Origin of the sequence: Aminobacter sp. SR38, from assembly GCF_014843375.1 — a bacterium.
In the GTDB taxonomy this organism is placed as follows: Bacteria; Pseudomonadota; Alphaproteobacteria; order Rhizobiales; family Rhizobiaceae; genus Aminobacter; species Aminobacter ciceronei.
This window is the reverse complement of the sequence record NZ_CP062112.1, coordinates 2,443,703-2,457,486: the sequence shown is the minus strand read 5'-3', so window position 1 is coordinate 2,457,486 and position 13,784 is coordinate 2,443,703. Positions and strand designations below refer to the sequence as shown.

Here is a 13,784-nt window from a genome sequence, read left to right as displayed (position 1 = left end):
TCCCGGTCAGCCTGCCTTGTTGACCCGCATGTACCAATCGACGAGGCGCCGCACCTGGCGCTGCGTGTAGCCGCGTTCGGTCATGCGTTCGACGAATTCAGCATGCTGCTTCTCGGTGGTGCTGTCGCGCTTGGCGCCGAAGCTGATCACCGGCAGAAGGTCCTCGACCTGGCCGAACATCCGCTTTTCGATCACCTCGCGCAGCTTCTCGTAGCTCGTCCAGGACGGGTTGCGACCATTGTTCTTGGCCCGTGCCCTCAGCGTGAACTTCACCACCTCGTTGCGGAAGTCCTTGGGGTTGGCGATGCCGGCCGGCTTCTCGATCTGCGACAGCTCGGAATCGAGGATGCCGCGGTTGAGGATCTGGCCGGTGTCGGGGTCCTTGTAGTCCTGGTCCTCGATCCAGGCATCGGCATAGGCGATATAGCGGTCGAACAGGTTCTGGCCGTATTCGCTATAGGATTCGAGATAAGCCTTCTGGATCTCGTGGCCGATGAACTCGGCATAACGTGTCGCGATCTCCGACTTGATGAAATCCAGGTAAGAGGACTCAATCTCGCCCGGGAACTGCTCGCGCTTGATCGCCTGTTCGAGCACATACATCAGATGCACCGGGTCGGCGGCGATCTCCTTGGTGTCGTAGTTGAACGTCTCCGACAGCACCTTGAAGGCAAAGCGCGTGCTGACGCCGTTCATGCCTTCGTCGACGCCGGCGGCGTCGCGATACTCCTGCATCGACTTCGCCTTGGGATCGACGTCCTTCAGGTTCTCGCCGTCATAGACACGCATCTTGGTATAGAGCGGCGAGTTCTCATGTTCGGCGAGCCGTGTCGAAACGGTGAAGCGGCTCAATATGTCGAGCACTTCGGGTGCGCATGGATTGCTCACCAGTTCGCTCTCGCGCAGCAGCTTTTCGTAGATCTGGCGCTCTTCGGTGACGCGCAGGCAATAGGGCACCTTGACCACCAGGATGCGGTCGAGGAAGGCCTCGTTGTTCCTGTTGCTCTTGAATTGCAGCCATTCGGACTCGTTGGAGTGCGCCAGCACGATGCCCTGGTAGGGGAAGGCGCCGAAGCTTTCGGTGCCGTTGTAGTTGCCTTCCTGGGTCGCGGTCAGGAGCGGATGCAGAACCTTGATCGGCGCCTTGAACATCTCGACGAATTCGAGAAGCCCTTGCGTCGTCCGGTTGAGGCCGCCGCTGTAGGAGTAGGCGTCGGGATCGGCCTGGCTGAAATTCTCGAGCTTGCGGATGTCGACCTTGCCGACAAGCGCCGACACGTCCTGGTTGTTCTCGTCGCCGGGCTCGGTCTTGGCGATGCAGATCTGCCGCAGCCTGGACGGCATCAGCTTGACGACGGAGAACTTGGAGACGTCGCCGCCGATTTCTTCGAGCCGCTTGGCGGCCCATGGCGAAATCAGGCCGGTCAGCCGGCGTCGGGCGATGCCGTATTTGTCCTCGAGAAGGCCGGCCATGCGTTCGGGATGGAACAGGCCGAGAGGTGATTCGAATATCGGGCTGAGCTGGCCGTTGACCTTGAGCGTGTAGATCGGCCGCTCCTCCATCAGCTTCTTCAGCCGCTCCGCGAGCGACGACTTGCCGCCGCCGACCGGGCCGAGCAGATAGAGGATCTGCTTGCGCTCCTCGAGCCCTTGGGCGGCATAGCGGAAGTAGCCGACGATGCGCTCGATCGTGTCTTCCATGCCGTAGAACTCGGCAAACGCCGGATAAACCTTGATTGTTCGGTTCGCGAAGATGCGGCCCATGCGCGGGTCGGCACTGGTGTCGATCAACGTCGGCGCGCCGATCGCGTCGACCATTCTTTCGGCTGCCGTGGCGTACATGGAAGGCTGGTCGCGGCAGGCGAGAAGATATTGCTGGAGGCTCATCTCCTCGGTCGTCTGACTGCTGTAGATTTCCGAGAAGAGATTGAAGACGTCGTTTTCACGTGTTTGCATGGCACCCTCACAATGCCGAAGACGGTGGGAGTGTAACACCACTTCGACCTTTTGCCTTCCTCTCAACTTCCCTGAACAGGCAAAGTTCCGCACAGAATGTCGTGATCGAAGATTTAGTTTGCATGCGTCGAATTGTGGCGCGGCGCGGGCTTCGATCTGCCTCGGTCAACGCCGGATTCCACGGGCACTCGACAGGGCTTTCGTCTCAACTTTCGGCTGCACGCGACGCAGCCTCTCGAACACACGGTCGCTCGGCAGGACAAGTTTCGGATCGTCGTCCGCGACGATTTTTCCGGCTCAAAAGGCCTCCCACTCATGGCCAAGTACTCGACGCTCCGGCCGGCATCCGGCTATGAACGTTGACCGCAGTCGCGGAACGTTTTTGCAGGGAAGGATCGCCGTCATGAAGGCACGCATCAAATGGGTTGAGGATAGCACCTTCGTCGGTCAGTCGGGCAGCGGGCACAAGATCGTGCTCGGGACCTCCAAGGAACCGGGTGGCGAGACGCCTGGTCCGAGCCCGATGGAGCTGATGCTGATCGGCGCCGGCGGCTGCTCGGCCTATGACGTCGTCCACATCCTGGAAAAGGGCCGCGAGGCGATCGAGGACTGCTCCGTCGAGCTCGATGCCGACCGCGCCGACACCGACCCCAAAGTGTTCACCCGCATCCACATGCATTTCGTCGTCAAGGGTCGTGGCCTTGCGCCGGCCAAGGTCGAGCGCGCGGTCAACCTGTCGATCGAGAAATACTGCTCGGCTTCGGCGATGCTCGCCAAGTCCGCCGTCATCACCCATGACTTCGAGGTCGTCGACACCTCCGCGCCGGCCAGCGCCGACTGACCCGCGCCGACTGGGCGTGGCCGTGGCTGCCGCGTTCTGTCCAGAATTGATGCCGAGCAAATGCGCGATTTCAGGGCAATTGCGCATTCCCGAAAACCCTGCGAAACTGCCTCGTCAGATGAAGAGGCGTGACGCATGAGTTCCCGGAGCGAAAACCCAAGGCTCGACGAGGCAGCCCGCGCCGGCTGGCTCTATTATGTCGCCGGCAACACCCAGGACCAGATCGCAACCAAGCTCGGCGTCTCGCGCCAGACCGCGCAACGGCTGGTGTCGCTCGCCATGTCGGAAGGCCTGATCAAGGTTCGGGTCGACCATCCGATCGCCAACTGCCTCGATCTTGCCGCCAAGCTTCGCTCGCGATTCGCGCTCGACCTCGTCGAGGTCACGCCAAGCGATCCGGATTCGTCGTCGACGACCATCGGCATCGCGCAGGCCGCGGCCGCCGAGATCGAGAAGTGGCTGCGTTCGCCCGAGCCGATCGTGATGGCGATCGGCACCGGCCGCACGCTGAAGGCTGCGATCGAGCAACTGCCGCCGATGGAGTGTCCGCAGCACAAGGTGGTGTCTTTGACTGGCAATATCTCGCCGGACGGTTCGGCCGCCTTCTACAACGTCATCTTCACCATGGCCGACACCATCAAGGCGCGCAGCTTTCCCATGCCTTTGCCGGCGATCGCCTCGTCTTCCGACGAGCGTCGCATGCTGCATGGCCAGCCACTTATCCAGCCGACGCTGGCGCTTGCCGCCCAGGCCGACGTCACCTTCGTCGGCGTAGGCGACATGGGCCCACAGGCGCCGCTCTATGAAGACGGCTTCATCACCGAGGCCGAGCTCAAGGCGCTGCAGAAGGCCGGCGCCGTCGGCGAGATCGTCGGTTGGGCCTTCGACCGCGACGGCAAGCTGATCGAAGGTATCACCAATGACCGCGTCGCCTCGGCACCGCTGCCGTCGCGCGAGCGCTCGCTGGTGGTGGCGCTGGCCATGGGCGAGCGCAAGCTGCCAGGCATCCTCGCCGCTGTCACCCGCCGCCTCGTCAACGGACTGATCACCGACGAGCGCACCGCGGCGGCACTGCTCGCCGGCTAGCACCGTCCTTTTCCGAATTGCCCGGTGCCGCGCTTCAGTGCGCCGTCTTACGCCATTTCCCGGCATTCTTTCCTGCGCGTCGCCCGCCGGACTGGCGGTTGCACTGTCATGTCCAGATTCCCGCTTGACATAAATCACATCAGATGAATAATTGCCCACAGCCAAGGCAAATGCTCACTTTGGCTTTTGGGAGGAATTCGATGAAACTGAACACGCTCTTCCTGGGCCTGTGCGGAGCGAGCGCGCTTGCGTTTGCCGCTCATGCCGAGACCATCACCATCGCCACTGTCAACAATGGCGACATGGTCCGCATGCAGAAGCTGACGGACGACTTCACCGCCAAAAATCCCGACATCCAGCTCGAATGGGTCACGCTCGAAGAGAACGTGCTGCGCGAGCGCGTCACCACCGACATCGCCACCAAGGGCGGCCAGTATGATGTGATGACCATCGGCACCTACGAGGTTCCAATCTGGGCCAAGCAGCAGTGGCTCTTGCCGCTCGACAACCTTGGTGCCGACTACGACGCCGCAGACATCATCCCGGCCATCGCCGGTGGCCTTTCGGCTGATGGCAAGCTCTACGCCGCGCCCTTCTATGGCGAGAGCTCGTTCGTCATGTACCGCAAGGATCTGATGGAGAAGGCAGGGCTGACCATGCCCGACGCGCCGACCTGGGATTTCATCGCCGACGCGGCGCGCAAGATGACCGACCGCGCCGCCGACATCAACGGCATCTGCCTGCGCGGCAAGGCTGGCTGGGGCGAGAACATGGCCTTCCTGACCGCCATGTCCAACTCGTTCGGCGCGCGCTGGTTCGATGAGAAATGGCAGCCGCAGTTCGACCAGCCCGAATGGAAGAAAACACTGCAGTTCTATGTCGACCTGATGAAGGACGCCGGCCCGTCCGGTGCCTCCTCCAACGGCTTCAACGAGAACCTGGCGCTGTTCCAGCAGGGCAAGTGCGGCATGTGGATCGATGCCACCGTCGCTGCCTCCTTCGTCTCCAATCCGAAGGATTCGACGGTCGCCGACAAGGTCGGCTATGCGCTTGCTCCCGACACCGGTCTCGGCAAGCGCGGCAACTGGCTGTGGGCATGGTCGCTCGGCATTCCGGCCGGCACGCAAAAGGCCGAGGCGGCGCAGAAGTTCGTCTCATGGGCGACCGGCAAGGGCTATCTCGACCTTGTCGCCTCGAAGGAAGGTTGGGCCAACGTTCCGCCCGGCACGCGCACCTCGCTCTACAACAACCCCGAGTACCAGAAGGCCGCGCCCTTCGCCAAGATGACGCTCGACTCGATCCACTCGGCCGATCCGACCAAGCCCACCGTCAAGCCGGTGCCTTATGTCGGCGTCCAGTTCGTCGCCATTCCCGAGTTCCAGGGGCTGGGCACGACGGTCGGCCAGTTGTTCTCGGCGGCACTCGCCGGCCAGTCGAGCGTCGATGACGCGCTTGCCGGTGCACAGACCGCAGCGGTCCGTGAGATGACCCGCGCCGGTTACATCAAATAGGCAGATCCTCCCTGCCTGGCCGTCCGGTCTCCCAGTCCGGACGGCCCCTTTCGGTGACCTGAAACATCATCTGTCCGAACCGGGGTGATCGCCATGGCTACTCGACAGACCAGTTCGCTGGCGCGCCTGATGATGGCGCCTTCGGTGATCCTCCTTTTCATCTGGATGATCGTGCCGCTGGCGATGACCCTGTGGTTCTCGTTCCAGAACTATAATCTGCTCAATCCGGCCAATGTCAGCTTTGCCGGCCTGTTCAACTACAAGTTCTTCTACACCGATCCGGCCTTCTTCCAATCGATCTGGAACACGCTGGTGCTGGTGGTCGGGGTGTTGTTGATCACCGTCGTTGGCGGCATCGCGCTGGCGCTTTTGCTCGACCAGCCGATGTTCGGCCAGGGCATCGTCCGCATCCTCGTGATCTCGCCTTTCTTCGTCATGCCGCCGGTGGCCGCACTGGTGTGGAAGAACATGATCATGCATCCGGGCTATGGCGTGTTCGCCGACATCGCCAAGTTCTTCGGCGCCCAGCCTGTCGACTGGTTTGCGCAGTACCCACTGTTTTCGATCATCATCATCGTCGCCTGGCAATGGCTGCCATTCGCGACGCTGATCCTGTTGACGGCGCTGCAATCGCTTGACGGCGAGCAGAAGGAAGCCGCCGAGATGGACGGCGCCGGCTTCGTCAGCCGCTTCATCTATCTGACGATCCCGCACATCTCGCGCGCCATAACGGTCGTCATCCTGATCCAGACGATCTTCCTGCTCGGCGTCTACGCCGAGATTCTTGTCACCACCAATGGCGGCCCGGGCTACGCCTCAACCAACCTGCCATTCCTGATCTACCGCACGGCACTGCTCGGCTACGACGTCGGCGGCGCTTCGGCCGGCGGCATCATCGCAGTCATCCTTGCCAACATCGTCGCCTTCTTCCTGATGCGCGCCGTCGGCAAGAACCTGGACAAGTGAGGAGGAGACGATGGCACGCGCAGTTTCGACACGTCGCAAGATCGGCTTCACCGTTGCAGCCTGGGTGGTTGCCCTGCTGATCTTCTTCCCGATCCTCTACACCATCATCACCAGCTTCAAGTCGGAGACCGAGGCGATCGCCGGCTTCAGCCTGGTGCCTTCGGGCACGCTGGAGAGCTACGCCGAGGTTCAGGCGCAGAGCAACTATTTCAAGTTCTTCCTGAACTCGGTGGTCATCGCTGTCGGCTCGACGATCCTGGCGTTGCTGATCGCCATTCCGGCCGCCTGGTCGATGGCGTTTTCGCCGACCAAGCGGACCAAGGACATCCTGATGTGGATGCTCTCCACCAAGATGATGCCGGCTGTCGCCGTGCTGGTGCCGATCTACCTGATCTTCCGCGACGCCAACCTGCTCGACACCCGCATCGGGCTGACGGTCATGCTGATGCTGATCAACCTGCCGATCGTGGTGTGGATGCTCTACACCTACTTCCGCGAAATCCCCGGCGAGATTCTTGAAGCCGCACGCATGGACGGCGCCACCCTATGGGGCGAAATCGTCCATGTGCTGACGCCGATGGCGGTACCCGGCATCGCCTCGACCATGCTGCTCAACATCATCCTGGCGTGGAACGAGGCCTTCTGGACGATCCGCCTGACAACCACCAACGCAGCACCGCTGACCGCCTTCATCGCTTCGTTCTCCAGTCCACAGGGGCTTTTCTGGGCGAAACTGTCGGCGGCATCGACGCTCGCCATCGCACCGATCCTGATCATGGGCTGGTTCTCCCAGCGCCAGCTCGTCCGCGGCCTGACATTCGGCGCCGTGAAGTAGTCGACCCCGCGGGAGGAAACCATGGGAAACATCACCCTCAAGAAAGTGTCGAAGTCATTCGGCGCAACGACAATCATCCCGGAGATCGATCTCCAGATCGAAGACGGCGAATTCGTCGTCTTCGTCGGGCCATCGGGCTGCGGCAAGTCGACCTTGCTCCGGCTGATCGCAGGATTGGAGGACACGTCAGGCGGCAGCATCAGCATCGATGGGCGCGATGTTACCGGCGAGGCGCCGGCCAAGCGCCGGCTGGCGATGGTGTTCCAGTCCTACGCGCTCTATCCGCATATGACCGTCTACAAGAACATCGCCTTCCCGCTGAAAATGGCGGGCGAGGACGCAGCCGTCATCGACAAGAAGGTCAAGGACGCGGCGCGTGTGCTGAACCTGACCAACTATCTCGAGCGCCGTCCCGGCCAGCTCTCGGGCGGCCAGCGCCAGCGCGTCGCCATCGGCCGCGCCATCGTGCGCCAACCCTCGGCCTTCCTGTTCGACGAGCCTCTGTCCAATCTCGACGCCGCGTTGCGCGGCACGATGCGGCTGGAGATCAGCGAGCTGCACCACCAGCTCAAGACGACGATGATCTACGTCACCCACGACCAGGTCGAGGCCATGACCATGGCCGACAAGATCGTGGTGCTGAACGCCGGCAACATCGAGCAGGTCGGCTCGCCGATGGAACTCTATAAGACGCCGAAGAACCTGTTCGTCGCCGGCTTCATCGGTTCGCCCAAGATGAACCTGATCAACGGCACCGCCGCCGCCAAGCATGGCGCGACGACGATCGGCGTGCGACCCGAGCATCTGGGCATCTCGACCACATCAGGCGAGTGGAAGGCGACAGTCGGCGTCGCCGAACATCTCGGCTCCGACACGTTCCTGCATGTCCAGGCAGGCGACGTCGGCACGCTCACGGTACGGGCCGATGGCGAGCTTGGCGTGCGCCATGGCGAAACTGTCTACCTGACACCGAGCCCGAACAAGATCCACCGTTTCGGCGCCGACGGGAGGGCCATGTGAGCGGTCGTCTCGAGGGCAAGTCGGTGCTCATCACAGGGGCAGCGCGCGGTATAGGCAGGGTGTTTGCCGAGGCGTACATCCGCGAGGGGGCTAGGGTCGCCATTGGCGACATCAATCTCGACGCGGCGATGAAGACGGCAGCCGAAGTCGGCCCGTCGGCCTATGCCGTCAGCCTTGACGTCACCAACCAGAGCTCGATCGAGGCGGCGATCAAGGTCGTCGAGCAGAAGACCGGCGGGCTCGACATACTGGTCAACAACGCCGCGCTGTTCGATCTCGGCCCGATCGTCGAGATTTCCAGGGCGAGTTACGACCGGCTGTTTTCGGTCAACGTCGCCGGCACCTTGTTCACCTTGCAGGCCGCCGCCCGCTCGATGATCGCACGGGGTAAGGGCGGCAAGATCATCAACATGGCGAGCCAGGCCGGGCGTCGTGGCGAAGCGCTCGTCGCCGTCTATTGCGCCACCAAGGCGGCTGTCATCAGCCTGACCCAGTCGGCCGGGCTCGACCTGATCAAGCATGGCATCAACGTCAATGCCATCGCCCCCGGCGTGGTCGAGGGCGAGCATTGGGAGCATGTCGACGAGCTGTTCGCCCGTTACGAGAACCGGCCCCGCGGCGAGAAGAAGCGCCTCGTCGGCGAGGCCGTTCCCTTTGGCCGCATGGGCACCGCCGAAGACCTCGTCGGCATGGCGATCTTCCTCGCCGGAGCCGAGAGCCAATATGTCGTCGCCCAGACCTACAACGTCGATGGCGGCAACTGGATGAGTTGAAATGTCCTTCTCCCCTGGGGAGAGGGTGGCCGAGTGGGGCGAGGTCGGATGGGGTGTTCCAGTGTGACGCTCCGTCCAGCAACCCTCATCCGTCTCGGCACTGCGCGCCGATCCACCTTTTCCCGCAAGGGGAGAAGGTGTCGCGAAAGTCGGCGCCTAAACAGGAAAGCGTCGAACCATGACCGTGAAGCTCTCCCTCGCCACACTGCCGGATTTGCCTGCCAAGGTCGCGCGGCCGACTTACGACCGCGCCTCGCTGAAGGCCGGTATCGTCCATTTCGGCGTCGGCAACTTCCATCGCTCGCACCAGGCGATCTATCTCGACGAGCTGTTCAACACCGGCCTCGGACATGACTGGGCGATCGTCGGCGCGGGCGTGTTCGAGGGCGAGAAGGCCGGACAAGCGAAGCTCGCCGGGCAGGACTGGCTGACATCAGTCGTCGAGCAGGACAGCGGCCATATGAGCGCCCGCGTCACCTCGGTCATGGTCGATTTCCTGACCCCCGGCGATGCTGCGGCCGTCATCGAACGTCTCGCCGACCCGGCGATCCGCATCGTCTCGCTGACCATCACCGAGGGCGGCTATTTCATCGATCCGGCGTCGGGCATCTTCAACCCGACCCATCCCGATATCGTCGCCGACGCGCAGAACGTCGCGGCGCCCCGGACCGTCTTCGGCATCATCCTCGCCGGCCTCCGGCGTCGTCGCCAGGACGGGGGCGTGCCATTCACCGTGATGTCCTGCGACAACATTCCCCACAATGGCCGGGTCACGGCCGATGCGGTGATCGGCCTGGCGCGGCTCGCGGACGAAACCTTCGCCGACTGGATCCGCGATAACGTCGCTTTTCCGAACTCGATGGTCGACCGCATCACGCCCGCCACCACCGATCGCGAGCGCGGCATTCTCGCCAGCGACTTCGGCGTCGAGGACAGCTGGCCGGTGTTCTGCGAGCCGTTCAAGCAATGGGTGATGGAAGACCATTTCACTGACGGCCGTCCGGCGCTGGAAAAGGTCGGCGTCCAGTTCGTCCATGACGTCGCTCCGTTCGAGCTGATGAAGATCCGCATCCTCAATGGCGGCCACGCCACGATCGCCTATCCCGCCGGGTTGATGGACATTCATTTCGTCCACGAGGCGATGGAAAATCCGCTGGTGCGCGCCTTCCTGGCCAAGCTGGAGCGCGAGGAGATCATGCCCACGGTGCCGCCGGTACCCGGCGTGGTGCTGGAGGAGTATTGCCAGCTCATCGAGCGCCGGTTTTCCAATCCCAAGATCGGCGACACCGTCCGCCGCCTCTGTCTCGACGGTTCCAACCGGCAGCCGAAATTCATCATCCCGACCATATCGGATCGCCTGAAAGCGGGCGCTGGCATATCGGGGCTGGCGCTCGAATCGGCACTCTGGTGCCGCTATTGCTTCGGGGTGACCGATTCCGGTGCCATCATCGAACCCAATGACCCGAGTTGGGACCGCCTGCAACGAACAGCGCAGGCGGCGAAGAATGCGCCTGCGACCTGGCTTGCGATGGAGGACATCTATGGCGATGTCGGCAAATCCGCAGCCTTCGCGGCTGCCTTTGGCGACAGCCTCGACATGCTCTGGCAGTTGGGCACGCAGGAGACATTGACGCGCTATCTCGGCGATCGCCTCTGAACCAAATCCGGGGCGTCGCTGACCGCTGGAATTGGCCATGGCGCGCATATAGACTGCGCGTCATGGTGTTGATCTCCACGTCCTTGCCTCATCTGAACTCGCCGCCGGAAGGCTCTGGCTGTCGCGCGGTCGCGCCGTTCGGGGCGTCGTCGTTCTGATGGCGGCCTATCTATGTGCGGTCGATGTCGGTACCGGCAGCGCGCGCGCCGGCATCTTCGATGCCGCAGGCAAGCTGCTCGGGCGCGCTGAACATCCCATCGTCATGAACCGCTCGCCATCGGGCCATTGCGAGCATGACTCCGAGCAGATCTGGTCGGCTGTCTGCGACGCTGTGCACGGAGCCCGCAAGGCTGCCAGCGTCGACCCGGCTGAAATTGTGGGTATCAGCTTCGATGCGACATGCTCGACGGTGTTCCGGGGCAGGGCGGGCGAGCAGGTTGGTATTTCGAGCAATGGCGAGCAGCGTTGGGACACCATCGTCTGGCTCGATCATCGCGCACTGGCCGAGGCCGACGAATGCACCGAGACCCGCCATGACGTGCTCGGTTATGCCGGTGGGGTGATGTCGCCGGAGATGGCGACGCCCAAGCTGATGTGGGTCAAGCGTCACTTGCCGCAGAGCTGGGCGCGAACCGGGCAGCTTTTCGACCTTGCCGATTTTCTCAGCCACAAGGCCTCAGGCTCGTTCGCCCGCTCGCAATGCACGCTGACCGCCAAATGGACCTATCTGGCCCACGAACGTGAGGCCTGGCGTCACGATTTCTTTGCGGCGGTCGGCCTCGCCGACATCTTCGAGCATGCCGCTCTGCCCGAGCGCGCCAGCCCGGTCGGCGCCGACCTCGGTCCGCTCACGCCTATCGCCGCCGCGGCGCTCGGCCTGACCACGGCCTGCCGCGTCGGTGCGGGCATGATCGACGCCTTTGCCGGCGCCATAGGCGTCATCGGCGGCCTGTCCGGTATCGAGCGCCATCTCGCGCTGATTGCCGGCACCTCGAGTTGTGTCATGGCGATGTCGCCCGAGCCGCGCGCCTTTGCCGGTGTCTGGGGGCCGTATTTCGGCGCTGCATTGCCCGGCCTGTGGCTGAGCGAAGGCGGCCAGTCGGCGACGGGTGCGCTGCTCGACCACGTCATTCGCTGGCACGGCGCCGGCGGCGAACCCGACGCTGCGCTGCACCTGCGCATTACCGAGCGCATCATGGACCTGCGCGCCGTCGAGGGCCTCGACCTCGCCGGTCGCCTTCATGTACTGCCCGACTTCCACGGCAACCGCTCGCCGCTCGCCGACCCGCATGCGCTCGGCGTGATCAGCGGGCTGACGCTCGATTCATCCTTCGACAGCTTGTGTCGGCTCTACTGGCGTACCGCGGTCGCCATCGCGCTCGGCCTGCGCCATGTGCTCGACGCGCTCAATGCCAATGGCTACGGCATCGACACGCTGCATGTCACCGGCGGCCACACCCGCAATCCGCTGCTGATGGAACTCTATGCCGACGCCACCGGCTGCACCGTCGTCGAGCCGCTGGGCGGGGATGCAGTGCTGCTGGGAACGGCGATGGCGGCAGCTGCCGCGGCCGGGCTCTATCCAAGTCTCACCGGGGCTTGTACGGCGATGCGCCAGGAAGGCCGCGCGCGCCGGCCCACCCCCTCGGCGAAGCAACGTTTCGACCGTGATTACCGGGTGTTCCTCGAAATGCACCGCCAGCGCAAGGCGCTCGATGACATCGGCTGAGCCGCTCACCATATCCCCTGTTGATCCAGCCGAGGGGAATAGTGGTGCAGGCAACTCCAAGAACTGACGTGGACGAGGCTCCGACCGCCGCGGCCCTGGTCGTTGTCGACGTCCAGAACGCGTTCGTGTCTGGCGTCGAGGCGGTACCGGGCCATGCGCGGCTTCTGGCAGCAGTGGCGACGTTGCTCAAGAATGCGCGAGCGTCGGGCGTGCCCGTCATCTTCATCCAGAACGACGGCCCGGTAGGCGCCGTCGACGAGCCGGATACGTCAGGCTGGCAGCTGCATTTCTCGCCGCTCCCTGGCGAGCATGTCGTGCGCAAGCAGGTCGATGATGGCTTCGGCGGCACCGACCTGAACGACTTGCTGGTGGCAGCCGGCGTGGAAACCGTCGCCATCTGCGGCATGCTGTCGGAGATGTGCCTAGCGGCGACGGCCCGAACCGCGATGGCGATCGGCTATGGCGTGATCCTGCCGCATGACGGCCATGCCACTTACGACGTGCCGCCTGGTCCGGGCGGCTCTGAAGGCGTTCCGGCGCACCTCGCCGCGCGGGCGGCCGAATGGTCGTTGGGCGACGAGGTGACGATCGTGGCTTCGGCGGGCGACGTCAAATTTGCCCGCCACCAAGCGGGCTAACTGCCCGGCCATTCAATCCGTTTGGTCGTCTTCTGCAGCTTGCTGCTCGCGCCGCCTGGTATCATCGTCCGACTTCTTGTGCTGCGCGGCTGCTGTCCTGCGGATGAAATCAAACCGGTTCTCTTCGGCATCTGCCGGCTTCGGCGGCGTGCCAGTCTTGCTTGTAAACTTGATCATGGGCGAAATCCTATTCTGCTGAAGCCGAGGAGCCCGCCGGGAAATGTCCTGGCGGCGGCAGCACTAGTCTTTCGGGAAGAAAATCAGGCTGAGTTTGACAACAGATTGCGAACTGTCCGCGCCGGTGTCTCCGGCACGGACGTAGGAAGATACGCCAGATATCAGGCTGCGAGCGCGGTAGCGCAGCCGATGGAGGCGCGGCGGTCGGGGGAGGTTTCGCCCGGCATGGTGGCCCAGCCGCCGGTCTCGACGAACTTCTGCCTGTCATAACCGACCGACTTGGCCTTCAGTTCGACCAGCTTTGCCGCTGCGTCGGGGGCCGCATTGAACCGCTCGACGCAGATGGTCGAGGCGAGCTGACCGCGGGCCACGTCGCCGGCCGTCTGCGCAAGTGTCTGCGAACTGCCGCCGGTGACCCAGCCGCCCCAGCTGAAGCCGACGATCATCGTGGCGACGGCGGTGCCGACGCATGTCCAGACAAGCGTTGATTTGGACGGCTGGTAGCTTTCCCAACGTGCGGCGAGGGACTGCTTCTGGTTGCTCTGCATAGCCATGGAAACGTTCCTTGTTGATAGTGGGAAGTCATCATCCAGCC

Annotated in this window: 13 protein-coding genes; 10 read left to right on the top strand and 3 right to left on the bottom strand. The window is 63.4% G+C overall.

What is annotated here, in order from left to right:
* Nucleotides 1-6: 6 nt before the first annotated feature.
* On the bottom strand, nt 7-1,956 hold the full coding sequence (locus IG197_RS12040; protein WP_067954797.1) for a PrkA family serine protein kinase: 1,950 nt from the start codon (nt 1,954-1,956) through the stop codon (nt 7-9).
* A 403-nt stretch (nt 1,957-2,359) separates the two neighbouring features.
* Here IG197_RS12040 and IG197_RS12035 point away from each other — a divergent pair, with 403 nt between their 5' ends.
* The 10 genes from IG197_RS12035 to IG197_RS11990 all read left to right on the top strand — a co-directional run bounded on the left by IG197_RS12035 (nt 2,360) and on the right by IG197_RS11990 (nt 13,012).
* A complete protein-coding gene (locus IG197_RS12035) occupies nt 2,360-2,797 on the top strand; it encodes an OsmC family protein (RefSeq protein ID WP_192319024.1) in 438 nt (145 codons plus the stop codon).
* A 135-nt stretch (nt 2,798-2,932) separates the two neighbouring features.
* Nucleotides 2,933-3,883 carry a sugar-binding transcriptional regulator gene (locus IG197_RS12030; protein ID WP_067954795.1) on the top strand — a complete coding sequence of 317 codons (951 nt, stop codon included), beginning with the start codon at nt 2,933-2,935 and terminating at the stop codon, nt 3,881-3,883.
* A 200-nt stretch (nt 3,884-4,083) separates the two neighbouring features.
* On the top strand, nt 4,084-5,394 hold the full coding sequence (locus IG197_RS12025) for a sugar ABC transporter substrate-binding protein (protein ID WP_192319021.1): 1,311 nt from the start codon (nt 4,084-4,086) through the stop codon (nt 5,392-5,394).
* A 93-nt stretch (nt 5,395-5,487) separates the two neighbouring features.
* Nucleotides 5,488-6,360 carry a carbohydrate ABC transporter permease gene (locus tag IG197_RS12020; RefSeq protein ID WP_154384585.1) on the top strand — a complete coding sequence of 291 codons (873 nt, stop codon included), beginning with the start codon at nt 5,488-5,490 and terminating at the stop codon, nt 6,358-6,360.
* 10 nt (nt 6,361-6,370) lie between these two features.
* Complete coding sequence (locus IG197_RS12015; protein ID WP_154384586.1) at nt 6,371-7,195, top strand: carbohydrate ABC transporter permease; 825 nt, start codon at nt 6,371-6,373, stop codon at nt 7,193-7,195.
* A gap of 21 nt (nt 7,196-7,216) precedes the next feature.
* A complete protein-coding gene (locus IG197_RS12010) occupies nt 7,217-8,215 on the top strand; it encodes an ABC transporter ATP-binding protein (RefSeq protein WP_154384587.1) in 999 nt (332 codons plus the stop codon).
* A complete protein-coding gene (locus IG197_RS12005; protein WP_192319020.1) occupies nt 8,212-8,988 on the top strand; it encodes an L-iditol 2-dehydrogenase in 777 nt (258 codons plus the stop codon). The genes IG197_RS12010 and IG197_RS12005 overlap by 4 nt, the downstream gene beginning before the upstream one ends.
* Before the next feature lie 178 nt (nt 8,989-9,166).
* The gene (locus IG197_RS12000) at nt 9,167-10,645 is read left to right on the top strand and encodes a mannitol dehydrogenase family protein (RefSeq protein WP_192319017.1); all 1,479 of its coding nucleotides are present in this window, start codon (nt 9,167-9,169) and stop codon (nt 10,643-10,645) included.
* Between the two features lie 157 nt (nt 10,646-10,802).
* On the top strand, nt 10,803-12,374 hold the full coding sequence (locus IG197_RS11995) for an FGGY-family carbohydrate kinase (RefSeq protein ID WP_371746534.1): 1,572 nt from the start codon (nt 10,803-10,805) through the stop codon (nt 12,372-12,374).
* Between the two features lie 68 nt (nt 12,375-12,442).
* Nucleotides 12,443-13,012, top strand: a complete 570-nt coding sequence (locus IG197_RS11990) for a cysteine hydrolase family protein (RefSeq protein WP_246765364.1) — start codon at nt 12,443-12,445, stop codon at nt 13,010-13,012.
* A 12-nt stretch (nt 13,013-13,024) separates the two neighbouring features.
* Here the strand turns inward: IG197_RS11990 and IG197_RS11985 are convergent, their stop codons facing one another.
* Together IG197_RS11985 and IG197_RS11980 are read right to left on the bottom strand one after the other, a co-directional pair.
* Nucleotides 13,025-13,189, bottom strand: a complete 165-nt coding sequence (locus tag IG197_RS11985; protein ID WP_165915975.1) for a hypothetical protein — start codon at nt 13,187-13,189, stop codon at nt 13,025-13,027.
* Nucleotides 13,190-13,350: 161 nt separating this feature from the next.
* The gene (locus IG197_RS11980; RefSeq protein ID WP_192319014.1) at nt 13,351-13,743 is read right to left on the bottom strand and encodes a hypothetical protein; all 393 of its coding nucleotides are present in this window, start codon (nt 13,741-13,743) and stop codon (nt 13,351-13,353) included.
* Nucleotides 13,744-13,784: the final 41 nt, after the last annotated feature.

Bases quoted from the DNA above. Each gene is read 5' to 3' on its own strand.
- IG197_RS12040 (WP_067954797.1), bottom strand. From the start codon at position 1,956: ATGCAAACACGTGAAAACGACGTCTTCAATCTCTTCTCGGAAATCTAC.
- IG197_RS12035 (WP_192319024.1), top strand. From the start codon at position 2,360: ATGAAGGCACGCATCAAATGGGTTGAGGATAGCACCTTCGTCGGTCAG.
- IG197_RS12030 (WP_067954795.1), top strand. From the start codon at position 2,933: ATGAGTTCCCGGAGCGAAAACCCAAGGCTCGACGAGGCAGCCCGCGCC.
- IG197_RS12025 (WP_192319021.1), top strand. From the start codon at position 4,084: ATGAAACTGAACACGCTCTTCCTGGGCCTGTGCGGAGCGAGCGCGCTT.
- IG197_RS12020 (WP_154384585.1), top strand. From the start codon at position 5,488: ATGGCTACTCGACAGACCAGTTCGCTGGCGCGCCTGATGATGGCGCCT.
- IG197_RS12015 (WP_154384586.1), top strand. From the start codon at position 6,371: ATGGCACGCGCAGTTTCGACACGTCGCAAGATCGGCTTCACCGTTGCA.
- IG197_RS12010 (WP_154384587.1), top strand. From the start codon at position 7,217: ATGGGAAACATCACCCTCAAGAAAGTGTCGAAGTCATTCGGCGCAACG.
- IG197_RS12000 (WP_192319017.1), top strand. From the start codon at position 9,167: ATGACCGTGAAGCTCTCCCTCGCCACACTGCCGGATTTGCCTGCCAAG.
- IG197_RS11995 (WP_371746534.1), top strand. From the start codon at position 10,803: ATGGCGGCCTATCTATGTGCGGTCGATGTCGGTACCGGCAGCGCGCGC.
- IG197_RS11985 (WP_165915975.1), bottom strand. From the start codon at position 13,189: ATGATCAAGTTTACAAGCAAGACTGGCACGCCGCCGAAGCCGGCAGAT.
- IG197_RS11980 (WP_192319014.1), bottom strand. From the start codon at position 13,743: ATGGCTATGCAGAGCAACCAGAAGCAGTCCCTCGCCGCACGTTGGGAA.